At 33.9% G+C, this 21879-nt stretch carries 20 protein-coding genes and 3 tRNA genes; 18 read left to right on the top strand and 5 right to left on the bottom strand.

Features of this window, described 5'->3' with window-relative positions; all coding sequences use genetic code 11:
• Positions 1-54: 54 nt before the first annotated feature.
• Together G3A47_RS21360 and G3A47_RS21355 are read left to right on the top strand one after the other, a co-directional pair.
• The gene (locus G3A47_RS21360) at positions 55-1281 is read left to right on the top strand and encodes a Glu/Leu/Phe/Val dehydrogenase dimerization domain-containing protein (RefSeq protein WP_166926133.1); all 1227 of its coding nucleotides are present in this window, start codon (positions 55-57) and stop codon (positions 1279-1281) included.
• A gap of 364 nt (positions 1282-1645) precedes the next feature.
• Positions 1646-2545: an energy transducer TonB gene (locus tag G3A47_RS21355; RefSeq protein WP_166926131.1), complete on the top strand. Its 900-nt coding sequence runs from the start codon at positions 1646-1648 to the stop codon at positions 2543-2545.
• A 65-nt stretch (positions 2546-2610) separates the two neighbouring features.
• Here G3A47_RS21355 and G3A47_RS21350 read toward each other — a convergent pair whose 3' ends face one another.
• On the bottom strand, positions 2611-3006 hold the full coding sequence (locus tag G3A47_RS21350; protein ID WP_047774417.1) for an ExbD/TolR family protein: 396 nt from the start codon (positions 3004-3006) through the stop codon (positions 2611-2613).
• Positions 3007-3010: 4 nt separating this feature from the next.
• On the bottom strand, positions 3011-3706 hold the full coding sequence (locus G3A47_RS21345) for a MotA/TolQ/ExbB proton channel family protein (protein ID WP_166926129.1): 696 nt from the start codon (positions 3704-3706) through the stop codon (positions 3011-3013).
• A 131-nt stretch (positions 3707-3837) separates the two neighbouring features.
• Between G3A47_RS21345 and G3A47_RS21340 the strand changes: the two genes are divergently transcribed.
• From G3A47_RS21340 to G3A47_RS21315, 6 genes are all read left to right on the top strand, one after another.
• Entirely contained in the window at positions 3838-5064 is a 1227-nt protein-coding gene (locus tag G3A47_RS21340) for a bifunctional folylpolyglutamate synthase/dihydrofolate synthase (RefSeq protein ID WP_166926127.1), read from the top strand.
• A gap of 180 nt (positions 5065-5244) precedes the next feature.
• Positions 5245-5322 (top strand) — tRNA-Val (locus tag G3A47_RS21335).
• A gap of 62 nt (positions 5323-5384) precedes the next feature.
• A tRNA-Val gene (locus tag G3A47_RS21330) sits at positions 5385-5462 on the top strand.
• Positions 5463-5524: 62 nt separating this feature from the next.
• A tRNA-Val gene (locus G3A47_RS21325) sits at positions 5525-5602 on the top strand.
• Between the two features lie 531 nt (positions 5603-6133).
• Positions 6134-7009, top strand: coding sequence for an AraC family transcriptional regulator (locus G3A47_RS21320; protein ID WP_166926124.1), 876 nt, complete (start codon positions 6134-6136; stop codon positions 7007-7009).
• Positions 7010-7291: 282 nt separating this feature from the next.
• On the top strand, positions 7292-7966 hold the full coding sequence (locus tag G3A47_RS21315; RefSeq protein WP_166926122.1) for a hypothetical protein: 675 nt from the start codon (positions 7292-7294) through the stop codon (positions 7964-7966).
• Between the two features lie 188 nt (positions 7967-8154).
• On the opposite strand, the gene G3A47_RS21310 is transcribed toward G3A47_RS21315, so the two are convergent.
• Complete coding sequence (locus G3A47_RS21310; RefSeq protein ID WP_166926120.1) at positions 8155-8955, bottom strand: MBL fold metallo-hydrolase; 801 nt, start codon at positions 8953-8955, stop codon at positions 8155-8157.
• A gap of 72 nt (positions 8956-9027) precedes the next feature.
• Positions 9028-9591, bottom strand: a complete 564-nt coding sequence (locus G3A47_RS21305; RefSeq protein ID WP_166926118.1) for a Crp/Fnr family transcriptional regulator — start codon at positions 9589-9591, stop codon at positions 9028-9030.
• A gap of 340 nt (positions 9592-9931) precedes the next feature.
• Here G3A47_RS21305 and G3A47_RS21300 point away from each other — a divergent pair, with 340 nt between their 5' ends.
• The 10 genes from G3A47_RS21300 to G3A47_RS21255 all read left to right on the top strand — a co-directional run bounded on the left by G3A47_RS21300 (position 9932) and on the right by G3A47_RS21255 (position 21054).
• A complete protein-coding gene (locus G3A47_RS21300) occupies positions 9932-10582 on the top strand; it encodes a Crp/Fnr family transcriptional regulator (protein ID WP_208328384.1) in 651 nt (216 codons plus the stop codon).
• Positions 10583-10672: 90 nt separating this feature from the next.
• Complete coding sequence (locus G3A47_RS21295) at positions 10673-11113, top strand: hypothetical protein (RefSeq protein WP_166926116.1); 441 nt, start codon at positions 10673-10675, stop codon at positions 11111-11113.
• A gap of 157 nt (positions 11114-11270) precedes the next feature.
• Positions 11271-11687 (top strand): hypothetical protein, encoded by a 417-nt coding sequence (locus G3A47_RS21290; RefSeq protein WP_166926114.1) that lies wholly within the window; start codon positions 11271-11273, stop codon positions 11685-11687.
• Positions 11688-12370: 683 nt separating this feature from the next.
• Positions 12371-14107, top strand: coding sequence for an amidohydrolase family protein (locus tag G3A47_RS21285; RefSeq protein ID WP_166926112.1), 1737 nt, complete (start codon positions 12371-12373; stop codon positions 14105-14107).
• A 240-nt stretch (positions 14108-14347) separates the two neighbouring features.
• Positions 14348-15004 carry a hypothetical protein gene (locus tag G3A47_RS21280; RefSeq protein WP_166926103.1) on the top strand — a complete coding sequence of 219 codons (657 nt, stop codon included), beginning with the start codon at positions 14348-14350 and terminating at the stop codon, positions 15002-15004.
• A gap of 61 nt (positions 15005-15065) precedes the next feature.
• Positions 15066-16100: a PDDEXK-like family protein gene (locus tag G3A47_RS21275; protein ID WP_166926101.1), complete on the top strand. Its 1035-nt coding sequence runs from the start codon at positions 15066-15068 to the stop codon at positions 16098-16100.
• Positions 16101-16193: 93 nt separating this feature from the next.
• Entirely contained in the window at positions 16194-16781 is a 588-nt protein-coding gene (locus G3A47_RS21270; protein WP_166926099.1) for a Zn-dependent protease, read from the top strand.
• A gap of 93 nt (positions 16782-16874) precedes the next feature.
• Positions 16875-17273, top strand: coding sequence for a VOC family protein (locus G3A47_RS21265; RefSeq protein WP_166926097.1), 399 nt, complete (start codon positions 16875-16877; stop codon positions 17271-17273).
• Between the two features lie 96 nt (positions 17274-17369).
• Complete coding sequence (locus G3A47_RS21260) at positions 17370-18512, top strand: helix-turn-helix domain-containing protein (RefSeq protein ID WP_166926095.1); 1143 nt, start codon at positions 17370-17372, stop codon at positions 18510-18512.
• A 154-nt stretch (positions 18513-18666) separates the two neighbouring features.
• On the top strand, positions 18667-21054 hold the full coding sequence (locus tag G3A47_RS21255; RefSeq protein ID WP_166926093.1) for a TonB-dependent receptor domain-containing protein: 2388 nt from the start codon (positions 18667-18669) through the stop codon (positions 21052-21054).
• A gap of 63 nt (positions 21055-21117) precedes the next feature.
• Here the strand turns inward: G3A47_RS21255 and G3A47_RS23675 are convergent, their stop codons facing one another.
• Positions 21118-21486 (bottom strand): hypothetical protein, encoded by a 369-nt coding sequence (locus G3A47_RS23675; RefSeq protein WP_208328383.1) that lies wholly within the window; start codon positions 21484-21486, stop codon positions 21118-21120.
• Positions 21487-21879 lie beyond the last annotated feature (393 nt).

The following is a 21879-nucleotide window of genomic DNA, read 5'->3' as shown; positions in this document are numbered from 1 at the left end:
TATTCGCATTATTCTATTTTATACTTTTACGGAAAATAAACATACGACAACAAAATGAAAGATTTATTACAACAATTTGAAAATAAAGAACCTGAAATTGTTTTTAACTGGAAAGATTCTGAAACAGAAGCAGAAGGTTGGACAGTAATTAATTCACTTCGTGGAGGAGCCGCAGGTGGAGGAACCAGAATGAGAAAGGGCTTAGACATGAATGAAGTTTTATCATTAGCCAAAACCATGGAAGTTAAATTTTCTGTTTCGGGCCCGGCAATTGGCGGTGCTAAATCAGGAATTAACTTTGATCCTAACGACCCTCGTAAAAAAGGAGTTTTACAACGTTGGTACAAAGCCGTTTCGCCTTTATTAAAAAGTTATTACGGAACCGGTGGAGATTTAAATGTTGACGAAATCCATGAAGTAATCCCGATGACGGAAGAATGTGGTGTATGGCATCCGCAAGAAGGTGTTTTCAACGGACATTTCAAACCAACTGAAGCTGATAAAATCAATAGAATTGGTCAATTACGTCAGGGTGTTATTAAAGTAATCGAGAATCCTAAATTCTCACCGGATGTAACCAGAAAATATACTGTTGCTGATATGATTACCGGATATGGTGTTGCAGAAGCAGTTCGTCATTTTTACACCACATACGGTGGTGATGTAAAAGGTAAAAAAGCAATCGTTCAGGGATTTGGAAATGTTGGTTCTGCTGCTGCTTTTTACTTAGCAGAAATGGGAGCCAAAGTAATCGGAATTATTGATCGTGACGGAGGATTAATCAAAGAAGAAGGTTTTTCTTTTGAAGAAATCAGAACCTTGTTTTTAAACAAAGACGGAAACAAACTGGTTGCCGACAACATGATTCCGTTTGAAGAAATCAACGCTAAGATATGGACAATTGGTGCGGAAATTTTCACACCATGTGCTGCTTCAAGATTGGTAACTCAAGCTCAAATTGACAGCCTGATTGCAAACGGATTAGAAGTTATTTCTTGTGGAGCCAATGTACCTTTTGCTGACAAAGAAATTTTCTTTGGCCCTATTATGGAACAAGTAGACAGTAAAGTAAGTTTGATTCCTGATTTTATTTCAAACTGTGGAATGGCAAGAGTTTTTGCTTACTTCATGGAAAAGAAAGTACAAATGACAGATGAGGCTATTTTTAACGATACTTCAGACACTATAAAAAATGCGATTGTAAAAGCACATGCTTTAAATCCATCTAAAACCAATATCAGTGCAACTGCTTTTGAAATTGCATTGAAACAGTTAGTGTAATTTTTTTTATACTTCATTCTAAACGAATCAAACAAGGTTTTCAAACCGGTTTGGTTCGTTTTTTTTTTATATAGCTTCTCTACTTTTTTTACTCACGCAGATTTGGCAGATTAAAATGGAGTATGCAATATTCGCCAATTTTTATTCGATCACCACTTAAATAAAATCTGCCCAATCCGCCAAATCTGCGTGCTAAAACATTACATTAAAACACATTCTACCCTTTCAGAACTTTACCTCTAAACTCAGACAATCAAGACATTGATGAACTTTGCGTTTAAATCCTTCACTCCCTTCAAATACAAACAATTTTTACTACTTTTAAGCGTTTTTATTTAATACAATTACAAAACTCAGAATCAAAATGACTTCTAAGGATTCTTCAGATAAAAAGAAATCACTACTCATCTCGACTGCAATCTATGCAGCGCTGCTACTATTGTTGTTTTTCATTCGTTTTTGGCCTCCTTATAATCCCGAAAACAACGTCGCCCTTGCTTCCGGCGGTGGCGGTGGTGGCGTAACGGTAAATTTTGGAGACAGTGATTTAGGATCCGGTGCGAATTACAAAAGCGAAGTTCTCGAGGTGAAAAACGAAGCCAAACAAACTCCCGCAAAGGCGACTCCTGAAGAAGCCATTATCACACAAGAAAACAACAATACAGACGAAAGTGTCGTTATTCCAACGAAAGAGAAACCTAAAAAAAATACTCCGGTTGAAAAACCAACAGTAAAACCGGTACCGGAAAAACCAAAGGTATCCAATTCTACAAATGATGCCTTATCGAGTATCTTAAAAGGATCCAACAAAGGTGGAGACGGAAATGATAAAACGGCAGGAAACAAAGGAAAAGCCAACGGAAGTTTAGGTTCAAACGATTATTACGGAACGGGAGGTTCAGGCGGAGGAACCGGAGGCGGTCATGGAACCGGAAACGGCACTGGCACAGGGAGTGGTTATGGCCCCGGAAGTGGCGGAGGATCAGGTGGAGGCTCGGGCTATTCCCTTGGAAATCGAAAAGCATTATCAAAACCTGCCCCAAAATACACTTGTGACGAGGCCGGAAAAGTGGTAGTTGAAGTTACAGTAGATCAAACCGGAAAAACAATCAGTGCAACCGCAGGAATAAAAGGAACAACCAATTTAGCGAGATGTTTATTAGATCAAGCCAAAATTGCCGCCCTGAATACAAAATGGGAACCGGACAACAATGCTTCGGCAAAACAAGTTGGCAGGATTGTTTATAATTTCAGTTTAAACTAAAAAATAAAAAATATACCCGACAGTTTTTTGAAAACTGTCGGGTATATTTTTTATACGTCACCTAATTATTTCGGACTAGTAGCGATTACAAACTTCAAATTATTCTTTACTCCTATCTGCAGTACATCGACTAAATCCTGTACTTGCAAATTAAACGGAATACGCACTACAACCGTTTGTTGTTTGTCTGCTCCTATTTTGGACATTAAGGAAGTTTCCAGGTTTTCAAAATCTACCGGTTCTTTGTCTATATAAAACTTTTTATCTTCTGTAACCGACAAACTAATCAGCTGTTTATTCGTTTTTTCGTTGGCTTTGGCTTTAGGCAAAGTCATTTTAATAACATTCGGATTTGCAAGTGTTGAGATAATAAGAAAAAACAACAACAGGAAAAACATAATATCACTTAATGACGATGTCGCCACCTCAGCATGAAATCTTCTTTTTCTTTTAATAGACATGGGCTTATGCTCTTTGAATTATATTGACAAATTCTAATATCTGTTTTTGAATTTTTAAAGCAAAATCATCAATCTTTCCATTCAGTAAATGGTAAGCACTATAGGCAATAATCCCCACAATTAACCCCGATCCACTACTGATCATTTTTTCGTACAAACCTCCTGAAATATTACCGATACTAATATTCTCCGTAACCGAAATACTGTAGAAAATTTTAATAACTCCCGAAATTGTTCCAATAAATCCAAGAGTTGGTGCAATACCGGCGATAAGTCCTAAGTGCCCTAAACGCCTTTCCATTTCTCCAATTTCGATATCCGCAGCACGGTCCATATTCGATTCGATTTCGGCAATCGGTCTTCCGATAACCAATACGCCTTCTTTCAGAATATTTCCGACAGCGGTATTACTTCTTTCTACAATTGTTCTGGCCAATTCAATATTTCCGGCATTCAGTTTATCCCCCACATCCTGCATCAATCTATTGTCAATTTTAGAAGCCTTACTGATGTATAAATAACGTTCAATAATAATGTAAAAAGTATAAAACAGTAAGAGAGCAATCGGAATCAGAAAAAAACCTCCTTTTAAGATAAATCCTAAAACAGAGATTTCTGTATTTGGGGCAATTTTTTCGATAACTACATTAGATGCGGCATTTGCTATAGTATCAGTTTGTAATTGAATGAGGCTAAACATATTTTAATTCTTGTTTTTAATAATTAATTCTAAAAAATATTCCAATTTTGCAATAAAGATAATTTTCATTGTAGTATTAAACTAAAAAAAACGGAAATTATTTCAATTCACCACCATTTTATCCAAACAAAATGAACTATCAAGAGACCACCAATTGGATGTTTAACCAATTACCTATGTACCAGCTACAGGGGGCTTCGGCGTACAAAGAAGATTTAACTAATATTAAGTTGCTTGCGGCGCATCTTGGCAATCCTGAGCATCAGTTAAAATGCATTCATGTTGCGGGAACAAATGGCAAAGGTTCTACATCACATATGCTGGCCTCCGTATTGCAGGAAGCCGGATACAAGGTCGGATTGTATACTTCTCCACATCTCAAAGATTTCAGAGAACGAATTAAAATAAATGGTCTTGAGATTTCGGAAGATTTTGTTTGTTCCTTTATCGCCAAACACAAAAGTTTCTTCGAATCTAACGACATGAGTTTCTTCGAAATGTCGGTTGGTTTGGCATTTGATTATTTTGCAACAGAAAAAACAGATATCGCAATCATTGAAGTTGGCCTGGGCGGGCGTCTCGATGCCACCAATATTATCACTCCACTGGTTTCTGTTATCACCAATATAGATTTAGACCACACCCAATTTCTAGGAAATACTCCAGCAGCAATCGCAGGCGAGAAAGCAGGAATCATAAAATCCGACATACCTGTTGTTATTGGAGAATACACTACTGAAACGCAACCTGTTTTTTTAGGCAAAGCCAAAGAAAAAAACGCTCCGATTTATTTTGCCTCTGATTTGATTCAGGAAGTTTTTCCATCTGACTTACTTGGCGATTATCAATTTCACAATAAAAAAACGGTACAAGAAACGATCGCTGTTCTAAATGAGCAGAACGAGTTTAAAGTTAGCGCTGAAAACCTAAAAAACGGATTATTAAACGTTAGCAAAAATACCGGCCTTCAGGGAAGATGGCAACAGTTGGGCGAAAATCCGAAAATAATTTGCGACACGGCGCACAACAAACACGGGCTTACTGTGGTAATGAATCAGATTCAAAAGGAGACTTTTGAAAATCTTCATATTGTTTTGGGGGTTGTCAACGACAAAGACCTCGATTCTATTTTACCTCTTTTCCCTAAAAAAGCACATTATTATTTCTGCCGACCGGATTCATCAAGAGGTTTGAGCACTGAGATTTTACAAAACGAAGCAAAAAAATACGATTTACTGGGCGAAAAATACGATACTGTCGAAGCTGCTTTCTCTCAAGCAAAGAAAAATGCCTCCCCAAATGACTTTATTTATGTTGGAGGAAGCACTTTTGTCGTTGCCGAATTGCCATTAAAGTAAGCAAAGCCAAAATAGTTGTAAAAAAATCATTTTTTTCGTTCTTTATAATAAATTCAACACCAGCGGAATATAGCATTTCAAGAAAAAAACTTTAAAATTTTACGGGATTTTCTTTGCAGAAATCAAAAACAAGAGTATATTTGCACTCGCAATCACAAACGATAGCAACCTAGTAAAATAGGGCGATTAGCTCAGCTGGTTCAGAGCACCTCGTTTACACCGAGGGGGTCGGGGGTTCGAACCCCTCATCGCCCACCAAAAAAGTTCTTTAAAAAAAACAAAGCGTTTTTTTATATTGAAAACGCAACCCTAGTAAAACAGGGCGATTAGCTCAGCTGGTTCAGAGCACCTCGTTTACACCGAGGGGGTCGGGGGTTCGAACCCCTCATCGCCCACCAAAAAAGTTCTTTAAAAAAAACAAAGCGTTTTTTTATATTGAAAACGCAACCCTAGTAAAACAGGGCGATTAGCTCAGCTGGTTCAGAGCACCTCGTTTACACCGAGGGGGTCGGGGGTTCGAACCCCTCATCGCCCACCACTTTTTAACAAACCTCCAAAGTCATTGATTTTGGAGGTTTTTTTATTGTTCGAAAAAACTGCTATTTTTTCGAGATCAAGAAGCCAATCTCTATAGAATAGTTTGTTAGCTTTTATCGCAAATAGCCTGCAAAGTATTAACACAAAGCAAAGTCTTTTGCACGCAGATTTTGCAGATTAAGCCGATATTTGTTTTGTGCTCAGATAAAAACAATCTGAATAAATCTCCTAAATGTGTGTGAAAAAATTTCACTGCAAACATAGGAGCCCGCAAAGCTTTTATCGAAACTGCTATTTTTTATCTTAGCGAACCTTGCCAAAACCTTTGTGGCCCTCGCGGTTAAACAAACACGATACTCTCGAAGATTTTTATCTCTCCAAAGTTTTTCGTGTTGATCCATAGTTTAGGTTTAAATAACTACTTTTAACAGCTTCTATTGGATTGTGTAAATGATTCCTAGCAAAATGAGCCGACCTATTCTCTTCGAATTTATATATCCGTATACTAAATAATGCGAAAAATGTGTTAACAATGAAAACATTTAAATTCTTAAAAAATAAGTATAATGTTGAGCTCCTGATAGACATAGGCACCTATAAAGACATTTCACATTATTTTTTTGAAAGTGAGCTTCATGACACAGATTTTTATGAGCTTATATTCTTCTCTAAAGGAAATGGCTATCTAGAACTCGATCAGCAAAGAATTGAAATTTCTGACAACATAGTCATTTTTATTTCTCCATTTCAAAAAAGAAGATGGTTTTTGGACAAGACTAAAGTTGAATGTAGTTTCTTGTTTTTTCAAGAGGGCTTTTTGTCTAATTTCTTCTCGGATAAACTATTCTCTTTCAGGCTACAGTTTTTCTACAACAAAACCAAACCACTCTATCTAAAGACTAATGATGACTTTTCATCACAGTTGTCGAATACAATCCAAGAACTGCTCAATGAGATAAAAACATTTAGATCAGATAGCGAACATATTATAAGAGCACTGTTATACTTTATACTAATTAAACTCAATCGAGCCTATGCAGAGCATTACCTTCTATCTTCAGAAACAAAAAATAATAGCATTGCATTTATGTTCAAAGAAATTCTGCAAAATGAAGTCAGAAAAACAAGAAACATTGATTATTACGCACAAGAATTAGGCATTAGTAGAGTAACACTAAATAAATGCATCAAAAAACAGTTCGGAACTACCGCTTCTGAAATGGTAAATGAATTTATTCTCTTCGAAATAAAGTCTCTGCTATCTTATACGAAACTAAACATAAATGAAATTTCGTACATACTGCAATTCTCCCATGCAAATCATCTGACACGTTTCTTCAAGGCACAAACAGGAATTTCTCCAAAAGAATTTAGAAATGCTTATCAAAATGGTAGTTCTGTTATCTAACTGGTAATTATTCTGTTTCCTTAATATTATACTTTTGTAGATGATACTAATTTATCAAAAAACAGGCACTATTCCTTATCGAAATCATTTTAGAATATTATCTATTTTTCAGTCATTAATCAGATTGTCTCCAAAAACGAATTTCAACACTTATAATACAATATTTCCATCATCAAAATATACCTTAATTAAACCTTAGCACAAATAAAAAAATCCAGGGAAACATTGTTCAAAACACAGAATGAGCCACTTAAATTTTTAGACAATTAAAATATCCTTTCAATGAAAAAGAGAACAAAATTTAAATATATTTTTACTCTGATATTACTCCCCTACTTACTATTAGGGCAACGACAACAAGTCATCGAGCTCGCCAATCTATACAAAAAAGGAAAATTGAAATCAGTAAATAGAGAAATCAAAATTGTTTCCAGTGATAATGGAAGCTATCTAAAAATATCGGAAAGTAAAAAGGAAGGCATTGTATGGTTGCCTGTTAAAGACTTTGAAAACGGTACAATTGAAATTGAAATGCGAGGAAAAGATGTTTTTCAACGAAGTTTTATTGGGATTGCCTTTCATGGTGCCGATGATATTAATTATGATGCTGTTTATTGTCGTCCTTTCAATTTTTTTACTAAAGACTCTGTTCGGAGAATTCATGCTGTGCAATATATTTCACATCCATATTACACGTGGGAAAAATTGAGAAAGGAAAGAAATGCCCTTTTTGAGCAAGAAATCATCAATCCCCCGAACCCTAGTGATTGGTTTACAATGAAATTAGTAATCGACAGCACAACTGTTAAAGCTTATATAAACAATGCAACTCACCCTTCGCTAATAGTCAAAAAACTCAACAATCAAACAGCAGGAAAAATAGGGCTATTTACAGCAGATAGTAGCGGAGGAGACTTTAAAATCATTAAGATATCTAAAAATAAAAGCAACCACTAAGATGTGTTTTTCGTAAATCGGGTTGATGTACAAATCCAAAGCCCGAAATCTTTTATTATTTATTTTATGTTTTCACAAAAGGTCAAAATTAGCATTAAGCGTTCAATTGACATTCCTGGCGCTCCGCAAAGAAACTCCTTAAAAAATTTAAGGAGTTTTTTTTATGATCATTTTTTTTCTCATCACTATTAAATTTCCAATTCCGCCTCAACTCCACTTTTCAACCATAGAAATTTTTCCTTTAAGCCTGACTTCTCAATCTCCGCTTTCAATGATTTAGCAGATTGCTTAAAATGCCACCAGCCTTCATAGTGAATTGGAATTACAATACCGGGATCTAAAAGCCTCGTTGTTTCAAGAGCTTCATCGCCATTCATTGTAACTCTTAGATTCTTTTTTAAATACGGAAATGCTCCGGCTCCCAAATGCAGTATCGCTATGTCGACTTTTTTTCTTTCTTTCAATTCATACAAACCTTCAAAAAGAACCGTATCGCCGGAGATATAAATACAACCTTTTGTTTGCCCTTCCCATTCTATGGCAAAACCTATTACTTTGCCCATCACTTTATCCAGTCTTTTGATATTGGTGTGCTGAGCGGGAATAGCTGTTATTTTTAAACCTTTTACTTTTGCAGTCTCAATAGCATATTCCTCCCAATTATCAAGACCAATTGTGTTGTTGTTTTTCAAACGTTTTACAGCATCTTTTGTCGAAAGAACAATGGGAACAGTTTTGATAAACGCTCTGCCATTTTTATCTAAATTATCGCTATGATGGTCATGGCTCAACAAAACCAAATCTACTTTTCCAATTTCTTCTACTGATAATGCAGGGTCAATATATTTCTTCGAAAATGCCATAGGCCGACTCACATACTGCGGAAAAAAACCGTCTTTTTTATCTAATGTCGGATCCGTAATAATTTTAAATCCATTTATGTTCAGCAAAACACAGGCTGTGTCAATATGCGTAATGGTAACTTTCATTTTGTTCTAAATTTAAGGATTAAATACTAGCACAAAATTGAACTTAATACCTGTTTTGAAAATTGACTTTCGTCAAGAAATGCGTTTTCGGATTCTACTTAGCGTTTCGGGAACAACGCCAATATAGGATGCCAAATATTTCAACGGAATTTGTTGAATGTATTTTGGTTGCTCTTCAAGAAGATTCTCATACCTCTCCTGTGGTGTTTTGGTCAAAAGATTTAATTCTCTCTTTACTTTTTTACTCAACAGATATTCTGTGGCAATCTGACCTAACTTTCGGGCAGCTTCACATTTTTCATAAAGTTCCTGCAACTTATCATAAGAAACAGAATACAATACACAATCTGTCAGAGCCTGAATATACACTTGGGTTTTAGCTCTGTTGTAAAACGAATCATAGGCACAATAAAAGGAATGCTCAAAAGCAAAATCAAATGTAATTTCTTTATCCTCAATTAATACAAAATAACGAACAATCCCCTTGTCTATAAAAGACAAATAATTCTCAGACTGACCACTTGATAAAATCAACTCATTTGCCGAAAATTGACGTGTTTTGACACCACTCAAAAACTCCGCAAGATCCCGTTCCGAAAAACCAAGTTTTGAAAAATACGATACCAATGAATTCATTTATAGTTTTATTTCCTTAAAGGTTATTTTTTTATTCTAATTCACTTCTAACACAATCGTGGTAACCACTTCTCTCAACAAGTCCCGAATGTAAATATACTTCATTCCATACACAAAAAAATCTTCCTATTCAAGCGAATAAGACTCGCTTCTTAATTCTACACCTTAAATATATTATATTATGACTTTCCCTCTGTTCACGACAACTTTCCAACTTAATCCTAAAAACACTATTTTAGTTGTTTATAATTCCTTTTTTAAAACCCTAAGCAAATTTCAACATCCGATAAAAAATTTAAAATGCCATTTCAGGAAAAAGAAAGTCAAAACTACTTTTTCAATGTTTCCTTTGAGAACAATAACCAAATTAAAGTTTCGATTGACAGCTAAGTTAGACATGAAAGACACATCACAAATAGAGAATGCAATAGAGCTAATAAGCAACAATTATACACCTCTAACTACCGATTGCAAAAAAGACCTGACGAACGCTTGCAGATTAGTAAGCCTCAAAAAAACAACAATAATAGAAAAAGAAGGACAGTTTTCCGATAAACTGTATTTTATTATCAGTGGATGTGTGAGGGCATTTTACTATAAAGAAGACAGAGAAATTACGGATTGGTTTGCTTTTGAAAATGACTTTATATGTTCCAATAACAGTTTTTATCAAAACATCCCAAGCAAACACAATTTTGAATTACTGGAACCTACAACCTTCCTGGAAATTACAAGAGAGGTAATTTTTGACTTAATAGACAAACACCATTGTTTTGAACGATTAGGCAGAATTGCAGTAACAAAAACGATGCTTCATCTTCAGCAAAGAATTGTTTCTATACAATTTGAGACCGCACAACAGAAATTTGAAAACCTGATCAATGTACGTCGGGATATCATACAAAGAGTACCTCTAACCCATATTGCATCTTATTTAGGGATAACACTTGAAACATTGAGCAGAATTCGCAATCCTAAAAATCGAATTTGATTTACATCAAATGGGAACTGTCTTTTTTGAAAGATATTTGTAAAAGAAAACAATCAAACACAAAAAATAATCATCCCAATTTTACATACAATGCAACAAAAAAACAGATTACTAAGTCTTGGAGGATATACAAATATTTTAATTGCAATAGCACATTTAGTCGGACTCCTTTGGGCCAACAAAATGTTTGAAGTAACAGGAATTGGGAAAGAAATGGAGAGACTTGCCCAAAAACATTTTTCGCTCCCCTATTTAGTAACAATCTTTGTCGCAATCGTCTTTTTTATTTTTGGTCTTTATGGACTTTCGGCAGCTAATAAATTTAGAAAACTGCCTTTTTTAAAACCTGCGATTTTTGCTATCGCCGCAATTTATCTGTTTCGCGGGGCAGGTGAACTTATTTATGATATTAAACAACAAGAGGCCAGTCAATTTCTGGAAATATTGTATTCACTAATTGCCCTATTTATAGGTTTGTTATTTTTAATTGGAGGGTTTAGAAAATGGAATATCGGGACATCAAAAAAATAACAAACGCATAACACCAACTGGCTACCAAACAAAACCTGCTATGATGTTAAAGTTTGGAACACCCTTTTCTTTACCTGCTATAATTATTTTATTACATTTGAACAGAGTAAACGTTTTTTCTTTCTAGACCATAATAATTCAACATTATAAACCAATCATGACCTTTAAATATTCAATTTGCCATCCCGACAAAGAAGACATCGAGTACAAGAATTACCCCATTTCAGAAAGTGAGGTATTAAAAATAGCAGAAAACTATCCCTGGATTCAGCTATTAGATTTTTCTGAATCTATTCCTGAAAATCAAGTTCAATACAATCCCTCTTTAGATTTCACCTGTATAGAAAGCAAACAAAGTTTTGGCCTAACTGCAATATATGATGACCAAAGAAAGCTTTCATTCTCGATATGGTACAAGCGACCAAAAAAAGTTAAAGTTTGGTTTGGTTTATTTGGCGAGTCTGAAAAAATGATTGTCGATGATTATTGGTCATTGAATTTTAGTGATGCTTTAAAATTTCTTCAATACTTTGTTAATGGAAATTATCAAAAAGTAGAGGAATTATATACCTAATAAAGATCGCAACAATCAATAATTTTTTCAAAATAAAAAAAGTGCATGAATCAGATCTTTAAACTAAGTGCAACTATATATCAATTTTTGCTAATCCTGATTATTCCACTGTTAGTAATCGCTAAATTTTTAGTTGGAGCTGCGGGGCATAATTCAGAATTCAAAATCTCAGATTATATTCTTTTCATGTATCTCATTATTGTTTTAGCCCTATTAACTTTTCTAAAAAAATCAAATCCTTCCAGCACAATAAAAATAGCAGTACGCAATATACTTCTACTCCTAATTTTCGCTAGTATAATTTACGAATTTTACGCCCTTTATGATATTTATCTCCTTTATAGCAATCACCAATTTCAATATGGGGATAATATTTCAATTGTAGTTATTACTCTAATTATAACACTTAGCTCTACTCTATTCATTGGCCTTTTAAAAAATAAAATATACTGCTGAATTCGTAGGAATTTCTGAAAGCTCCTTAAGAAATTAAGGAGTTTTTTTTATGTCTTATTTTTCGTATTCTTCACGAATCCTTAAAAAGGAACTATCTTATTTTGTATTTTCGTTTAGCTAAAACCTAAACTTACAATTTCAAAACAAGCCTCAGTTTAAAACCGTAAGATTCTGGCAAAACCAACTATAAGCGAAAAAGTTACAAACCAAAAACAACCAAACCATTTATGACCAGAAAATTAATCCTTATCACTTTACTTCAAGTTTTATCTTTTCCACTTTTTGCGCAGACCTACATTACCAATGTAACACTAGCCGATGTTGAAAAACAAAAATTGATTCCCAATCAAACTGTTGTAATTACTAATGAATTGATTTCTAAAATTCAATCCAGTAAAATAAAAATACCTGCGAATGCTACTGTAATTGACGGAACCGGTAAATATCTCTTTCCGGGACTGACGGATGCTCATGTTCATTTTTTTCAAAATGGCGGCTTATACACCCGACCAGATGTGATCAATTTAAGCAATGAATTTCCATATTCAAAGGAAATCGAATTGGCACACCAAACCATGGAAACTAAATTGAGAAGATATCTCCAAAACGGTATTACCAATGTGATCGATGTGGGTGCGTCATATAGCTATCTAAAACAAAGAGCATTATTTAAGGATTCGAATTATGCTCCAAGTATCTATATGACAGGTCCATTATTGACAACTTATGAACCTAAAGTATATGAAAATTTAAAAGACGAAGCTCCATTTAGCCTGGTAAAAAGTGTTGATGACGGAATAAAGATGGTACGCGAACAATTGCCATATCATCCCGACTTTATCAAAATCTGGTACATAACCGGAACAGACGGTTTAGAAACCGAAGCCAGTGCCCTGAAAAACCTACCCGTTATAAAAGCCATTATTGAAGAGGCTCACAAAAATAAATTAAGAGTAGCCGTACATGCCACAGAAAGAATTACTGCACAACTGGCTGTAGAAAATGGCTGTGATTTCCTGGTGCACAGCGTAGATGATGAGATTATAAAAGACGATTTTGTAAAATTGCTGAAAAAGAACAAAACAATCCTTTGTCCTACGCTGCAAGTATCCAGTGGTTACGAAAATACCTTGGGACAAAAATTAAAAATAAGCAATCACGAATTACAAACCGCAGATCCTTTTCAATTGGGATCACTTTTAGACCTGAGACATTTATCTGACACGCTGCTTGTCAATAAATACAAAAAATACATGAATTCAGAAGATAAAGTTGCAAAAGACATTAAAACCAATGCTATCCTTTTAGAAAATCTAAAAAAACTATCAGACGCAGGTGTTCTAATCGCAACAGGAACTGATGCCGGAAACATAGGTACATTGCATGCTTCCTCTTATTTGAACGAATTACTGGCCATGCAAAAAAGCGGAATGAACAATTGGCAGATCATTCAGGCTTCTACTATAAACGGAGCAAAAGTATTAAACAAAGAAAACGAATTTGGAACAATTACCGCAGGCAAAAAAGCCAATCTTATTTTACTGAATGCGAACCCTGTCGACACCATTGAAAACTTCACAAAAATATATCGTGTAATCAACAAAGGAGTTGTTCTGGATCCTGCAACACTAATCGAAGAAACTCCAATTGCACTGGCACAAAGACAATTAAATGCTTATAATTTCAGGAACATAGATGCTTTCCTGGAACCATACGCTGATGATGTAGAAATTTATCTTTTTCCTGATAAGTTAATGTACAAAGGCAAAGAAGAAATGCGGAAAGAGTATTCGCAAATGTTTGACAGCACTCCCAATTTACATTGCCAATTGTTAAACCGAATAGTTCAAAAAAACATTGTAATAGACCAGGAGCGTGTTCAGGTTAGAGATAAAATAGTGGAAGCTACCGCAATCTATCATATCAAAAATAACAAAATCCAAAAAGTATATTTTGTTTATTAATCATAAAAATAGAACTACACTTTCTTTTACCTCTACGATGACACAGGAACAAAAGCGTTACTTATCTTGGGTTATTACTTTTAATTAGCAGATTTAAAAAAACAGATTTTATAAGTATAAAATAATTCTTATGTTTAGTTATCACATTAAATCCAATACTTCTTTCGATAGGATGTTTAAATCAAAAAGGATCATAGTCGATTTTGGAAAGAAGTATCCAAATGCTTTAAAAATTTCGAAATGAAAAGAAAAGCACAACAAAAAACTTATAAAATAAATCCGCTACTAATTTTAGTACTAATTCTGGTTTCGACTACGGTACAAAGTCAAAAAGCAGTAAATGGCTTAGATACTTTAATCTCCAAAACCCGTATAAGGATGAGTACAAAACAGATTACAAATTATGTAATATTGACAAATAGTAATTATTCTAACATTACTACTTATTACGAAAGTTTAGAAGAAAAGAAAGAAACTTTTTTGACCAACTTATTCCAAGCCTATATCTTTTGGCAGGAAAACGCTAAATGTTTTGTACAACTTATAGATAAGGACTTTACCTATGAACCTTTGCCGATTGACAACTGCGGTTTCTTAAAATTGGATTCTAAAACCATAGATCAAATTTCAAAAGAAGAAGTACTTCCAATAGTAGTACTATCAAATAAAGAAAAAGTATACATAGAGGTCTCAAATCATTATAAAACCAAATTTTACTTTAGTCGGAAAAATTCAAAGGAATTTCCGAATTTCTATTTGTCCGAACCAGAAAAGCGAAATATCAATAACTTCAAAAACAGCAAGCTTCAAATTACCAAACTATATAGGGCCTGTGAAAAAATAATAATTGATAATTTCCCAACAATTAATAGCAGTAAAAGACAAAAACACTCTTAAAAAATAATCTTTTTTAAATTAAAATCGATTTTAGACAACATCAAAAAAACCACAAATTTAAATGCCAACATTCAGCGAAATCGAAGATTTTTTTACTAATAACGATTTTAAAAAAGTAAAACTTGAAGACAATTTTTTCAATATCGGTTCACGTAAATTCTACGAAAATCCTTTTACTGAAGTTTTAAGTTACATTTTAGATTCAGAAACTCAATATAAAGGAAGAGCCAATTTCATTGAAATCCTTCTAAAAGAAAATGTGTCCGATGATTCTTTACAAAGTCTTATAGGATACGGTAAAACATCATCCCAATTTTCAACAGACAATGGAAAACTTATCGATTTAGTCTTTTACAATGAAGACAGTATAGTGGTTTTCGAAAATAAAATCTTTCATACTGCGAATAATCCGTTTGCAGACTATGTAAATGATATCGAAAAAAAATACCCTAATCATAAAAAGTTCTTTATTCTTTTATCATATAAAAAGGAAACCCCGCCTATAAATTGGGAGTATATTTCAATTAAAGAGAAGTTTAAAGACATACTTGATACCGCAGAATTTAGCATTGATAACAAATGGGACTTCTTCATCAAAGATTTCCTTACTCACTTTTCATCCAACGGAATAAAAATGACAAAAACCGAAAAAGAATTTTACGAAAAAAACTTTGCCAAAATAATTAAGGCCAACAACAATCTTCATCAATACGTTTTAGATCTTGCGAAGTCTTTTGTTGAAAATAACAACTTAAGTAAGTACGAACACAATTCAAACTGGAACTCCGAAACAAGAGCGATACGATTTTATCCATTTGATGATAGCAAAAGTAATGTTGTCCTGATTTTTGAGACAAATGGTACTTTTAAAATCTCGGTTTATTACTATAACGATTATTATATATTTAACGAAGCGATTTGGGCTCTTGTAGGGAAAGAAAAATATCGTAACTGGAACGAAGGTGCTATTTGTTGTTTTACGCAAATAGACGGCACCTCCTATACAAATTTAGCAGCAGCTTTAGAGGAATGCGCTAATCAAACTGAAAAGATGAAAAATTATTCTTCTAAGCAAGACTCCCGTGAAGCTATCTGATCTTTACAAATCAACTCAGAATAGCCGATATGGTTTCGCAAACTACTTCAAATCCCTAAAAAATTATAAAAACTCATCATTAATCGTAAAACCATGAACAAACTGTTTTTACTCTGTTTTTTACTTCTTGTCTCATGTGAAAAAGTAAAAACAGAGCAACATCCAAAAATTATTGTATTACAGCCTTTGGGAAACTTCCAATCCGGTTCAGCTAGTGAGGTATTAGAAAAAATCAAGGAAATCAATCCAAATGTTGTACTTCGAAAGTCAATAGATTTTCCTATCGGTTCTTATTATCAACCCAGAAACAGATTTCGCGCTGACAGTATAATTAAAAATTTAAAGACGCATGTTGGCAAAGATTCTGTTATTGTTGGGCTTTCTCATAAAGACATTAGCGTCACAAAAAACGGTCATCGGGATTGGGGTGTAATGGGACTGGGCTATCATCCCGGAAGAGCCTGTGTTGTTTCGGATTTCAGGTTAGCGGATAAAAATAAAAAAGAACAATTCTACAAAGTGGTTTTACATGAATTAGGCCATACAGAAGGCTTACCACATTGTAAAACAAAAACCTGCCTTATGCGAGATGCCGAAGGAGGAAATCCAATCGATCAGGAAAAGAACTTTTGCAAAAATTGCACTTCTTTCCTGAAAGCTAAAAACTGGAATTTACGATAAATTGCTTCTCCAAAAAAAGAGACAACATTTCGCATACAACACAAATCCCCAAAAATCATAACTTTACTTCTACTAATCTAAAAATCAGGAAAAATGGAAACGAAAATGATTTGGGCAAATTTAGCTTCAGACAATCTAATAGCAACCTATGAATTTTATACGAAACTAGGATTTGAATCGAATAATAAACACAGTTCAAATGAGAACGCCAGTTTCAATTTCGGAAAAAACAAATTCATCATTAATTTCTTCAAAAGATCCAAATTGGAAACAGATATAAATGGCGCAATCGGAAAATGGAAAACTCAAAGTGAAATTATATTTTCACTTTCTGCCAGTAATAAAGAAGAGGTAGATAAATGGTGCGAAAAAGTTCGTGAAGCCGGTGGAACAATTTTTTCTGAACCACAAGATTACGAACTGGGATATACCTTTTGCTTTTCAGATCCCGATGGTCATAAGTTTAATGTTTTGTACTGGCCGGGCATGTAATAAAACCTTTTCTGTTTATTTTTTACTATAACTAACAAATTCAATCTACCTATAGTTTTTCATCAATTAAACATTATTTTTGATAAAAAAACAGTAATGAATAAATTGATCTTTTTAAGCATTGTTGCCACAATTGGTATTTCTGTTTCGCTGCTTCTTGCTATTTTCCTATTAACCGTAAAAACTAGTAATAAACAGGCTAACCGATTGTTTGCAGCTTTTCTTATTCTATCAGCAATTGACCTTAGCGGATTTTTTATTTACGATTTCATATCTGATCATTTAAATTTAGAGATTCTCAGATGGACGACCTGCCTCTTAGTAATGCCCTTGTTTTACCTCTATGTTTTATCGGTTTGCTACACTGATTTTAAATTAAAAGCGAAACATTTACTCCATACACTTCCCTTTATACTGGTAAATTTAATGCTGACTCCGAGATTTTATCTGGCCGAAGGTGCAGAAAAAGAGCACATTTTTGAGCTTCATAATAAATTGCCGGAAATCTATTCGTTTCAAATTATAGTCGAAATTCAATACTTGTTCTACATCATAAGTGTTTTTCTAATTCTAAAAAAGTACAGAAAGGTCTATCTTGAAAATTATGCCAACGCCAGCACTTCAACCTACAAATGGTTAATGCAGATGACTATTGCCTTTTTTATAGCTCATAGCGTTGTAGTCATCAAAAATTTATTGAGATATACGGCTTACAATGATATTTTTCTTTGGGCAAATGTACTAGTGGGACTTTTTGCATTGTGCATAACCTGTTGGTTTGTTTTAAAAGCATTGAATTACCCCGAACTTTTTAGAAGCATCAACTCTCAACTAGAACTAACAAAAGACATTCTTCCTAAATCAGGCAAGATTCCGGAAGAATCTAAAAATAGTAACGATCCGGCTGTTGTTTCTCAAATCGAAGCATTAAAAAAATACATGACCGAACACGAACCTTACCTTGATCCCTCCCTTACCATTCAACAACTTTCGAATCAAATTAATATGCCCGTTCGTGATTTATCGATTTTAATCAATCATCAGATGGATCAGCATTTTTTTGATTTTGTGAATGAATACCGCATTCAAAAAGCCATGGGGATTCTAAAAAACCAATCCAAAAACCATTTAACGGTTTTAGAAATCTTATATGAAGTTGGTTTTAATTCAAAATCATCTTTCAATACCTCATTCAAAAAATATACAGAACTTACCCCAACCGCATACCGAAACAGCTAATTTTAAGCAGTTTGTAAAAAGTCGAACTTCGCAAATTAAAAGTCGAACCAATTTCATTTCAAGAAAATGGTTCGACTTTTTTTTATCGGTCGCCTATCGAAGATTTCTAAAGCAACTTTGTCTCAAATTAATAACAAGTTTAAAATTAGAAATCATGAAAAAAGCGAACCTCTTTATTTTTTTACTACTGCCTTTCTTTTGTTTAGCACAATCGACACTAAAACTAAAAGGAAAAATAGCAGACGAAACGGCTTCATTACCTTGGGGAAATATTGTAATTTCAACTCCCGAAGGAAAAGTCGTTAGCGGAACTACCAGTAATGAAGAAGGCACTTTTGAAATAAACGTCAATAAAGGCCTCTACAGGGTAAAAATTAATTCCTTTGGTACAACTGAGTGGGAAAAAGAAATTTTACTTGAAAAAGACACTGATTTAGGTCTAATTCTTCTAAATAAAAAGGCATCCAAGCTAGACGAAGTTGTTATTAAAACACAAAAAAGAACAATCGAACAAAAAATAGATCGTCTGATTTATACGATTGAAAACAACGTTTCAAATATCGGAGGTGATGCACTTAGTGCCATAAATACAGCTCCCGGAGTAGTGGTGCAAAACAATGCTATAACTATTTTAGGAAAAGGCTCTTCCCGTGTCATGATTGATGGCCGCATCCTGGAATTATCAGGAGAAGAACTAAATGGTTTTCTGAAATCAATTGCTGCAAATGATATCAAGAATATTGAGATCATTACCAATCCACCTGCAAAATACGATGCAAACGGAACTGGCGGACTTATCAATATCAACTTGAAAAAAGGAACTCGTGATTCCTGGAAAAATACCACTACCCTTTCTTATGATCAAAACAAATATGGAATTTATACTTTGAGAAATAGTTTTTTCTACAACAAAAATAAATTCCGCTTTAATATGAGCTTGAACGCAAAATCAGGCTACAGGAACTCCGAAGAAAATTTAGAACTTTATTTTCCTGACGGATTACAGCAAATGAATGCCCAATCAAAAATTAACGAACAGAATATTTCAGGGAAACTCACTCTTGATTATGACATTTCTCAACGTACAACAATTGGTTTTCAATATCTGAACGACCGTAATAATCCTAATTTCGCATCTAACATTATCATTAAAAATTATGATACTGAAAACAATATCAAAAACATTATTTTGAATGATGGTTTTAACAACAGGAATTCAGGCAACCAAACTTACAATGTACACTTGCTGACAAAATTTGATACATTGAATAAAAAACTATCCGTAGATTTTGATTATTTCAATTACGACTCCAAATTTGATCGCGACTTTACAACAAAAAAATATTCCCAAGACATGACTTTCATTAGTTTAGATCAATATGGCAGAAACATTTCTAATCAGGAAATTGCCAACAAAAGCATAAAAGCTGATATGGAACATCCTCTCGAATTTATGAATTTGTCTTATGGTGCTAAAGTAAGTTATACAAAAAGCAAAAGCAGCTTACTTGCTTATGATAACATGAGCGGAATACCAATGCCGGATCTGAATCAGTCTAATGAATTTGAATACGAAGAAAACAATCAGGCACTTTATGTCAATGGGAATAAAAAAATCAATGATAAATTTACTATTCAATTAGGATTAAGAGCAGAAAACACGCAGACTAATGGGTATTCGGCAAACCTAAATCAACAGATTAAAAACAATTATTTCAAGTTATTCCCTACCTTCTATTTTACTTATAAAAAAGACGAGAACAATAGTTTTAATTTAAATTACGGTAAAAGAATCAATAGACCCCGTTTTGATTTATTAAATCCATTCCGCACTTATATTAACAGTAACAGTTATTCAGAAGGAAATCCGTTCTTAAAACCTTCTTTCAGTAATAATTTTGAATTATCCCATTCTTATAAAGAAATACTAAGAACAAGCATTTTTCTAAATAGCATTACCGATGGTTATGGTGTAATCTTCACTTCTGATGCCGCTACAAATACCCAAGTCGTAACCCGCGAAAATTATTATAAAGGAATAAATTATGGCATTGGAGAAAGTTATACTGCAGAAATTACCGATTGGTGGTCAACAGAAAACACTTTGTATGTCCTAGGATCAAAAACTAGCTTTACATCGGCAATAAATGCCACTCCAACAAACGGCCTTCAGTTAGATTTTTCTACAAGCAATACATTTTCACTAGGAGCCGCAACAAAATTGCAACTTGATTATACCTACAGCTCTCCTGTAAAAAGTGGGTTGTATACCATTGGCTACACCTCAGGTTTAACTATAGCCATAAAGCAAAATCTATTAAAGAAAAACATGCAGATCGCGTTTCTGGCCAATGATATTTTTAATACCGCTTACTTAAAAGATTTTATTTCTGTTGTAAATGGCATAAAACAAGTTTACAGCCAAAATGAAAGCAGTCGTTTTTTCAGAGTTTCCTTAATTTACAATTTCGGAAATACTAAGATAAACGCAAAACAAAGAGATTTTGGAAATGAAGAAGAGAAAAGAAGAATAGGTAATTAGTTCCCCTATTTCAATAAAAAGCTGCTTAAGAAATTAAGTAGCTTTTATAGGAGTGTGTTTTTCTTAATCTCCTCCACAACCACCGCAGGAACTTCCGCAAGAACTACCACAAGAGCTATCTGACGAAGAACTACAGGATCCCGAACTACTCGACGAATTATTACCAGAAGAAAAATTCGAATTATAATTTGTTAATGGTATAAATGAGCTTGCCAGAATTACATTTCCGTAAAGGAAATAATTCCATTCCCAACTAGTACCATTTATTCTACTTCTTTGTACTTCTGCGATAAAATACGAAGGTATAATCTTGGTAAACATCAAATTTAGTATCCTGTCCAAATAGTACAAAGCAATCATAACCACCGGAACAATTACAAACAATAAAAGGACTAAGGGTTTATCCCTCCATACTCCCGTGATGAAAAGCATACATTCAGTTTATTAAACAACAAAACTTTGATTTAACAAATAACATACTACTTAGCGCGCTTTGCGTAAACCTTTGCGAACTTCGCGGTTAAATAACATCCCTGATCCCAAGGATTACACAGAGCTACACAAAGCAAACACAGAGATTCGCAAAAATTTAGATTAACAACCACGGTGTCATCCTGAGCGAAGTCGAAGGCTTTACAGGTAACAAGGTCTTCGACTTTGCTCAGACTGACAATTGGGATTTCAATAAAATTTAAAAAAAATTAAAATGAACTTACATCGCTTATATGGTTTAAAAAAAGCAAAAGTATATAAAACAAAAAACCCCGTTCGTTAGAACAGGGTTTTTAAAAGAAAGGCGACGACATACTCTCCCACATAACTGCA

Origin of the sequence: Flavobacterium poyangense (genome assembly GCF_011751075.1) — a bacterium.
GTDB lineage: Bacteria > Bacteroidota > Bacteroidia > Flavobacteriales > Flavobacteriaceae > Flavobacterium > Flavobacterium poyangense.
This window is presented reverse-complemented; position numbering and strand designations above follow the sequence as displayed.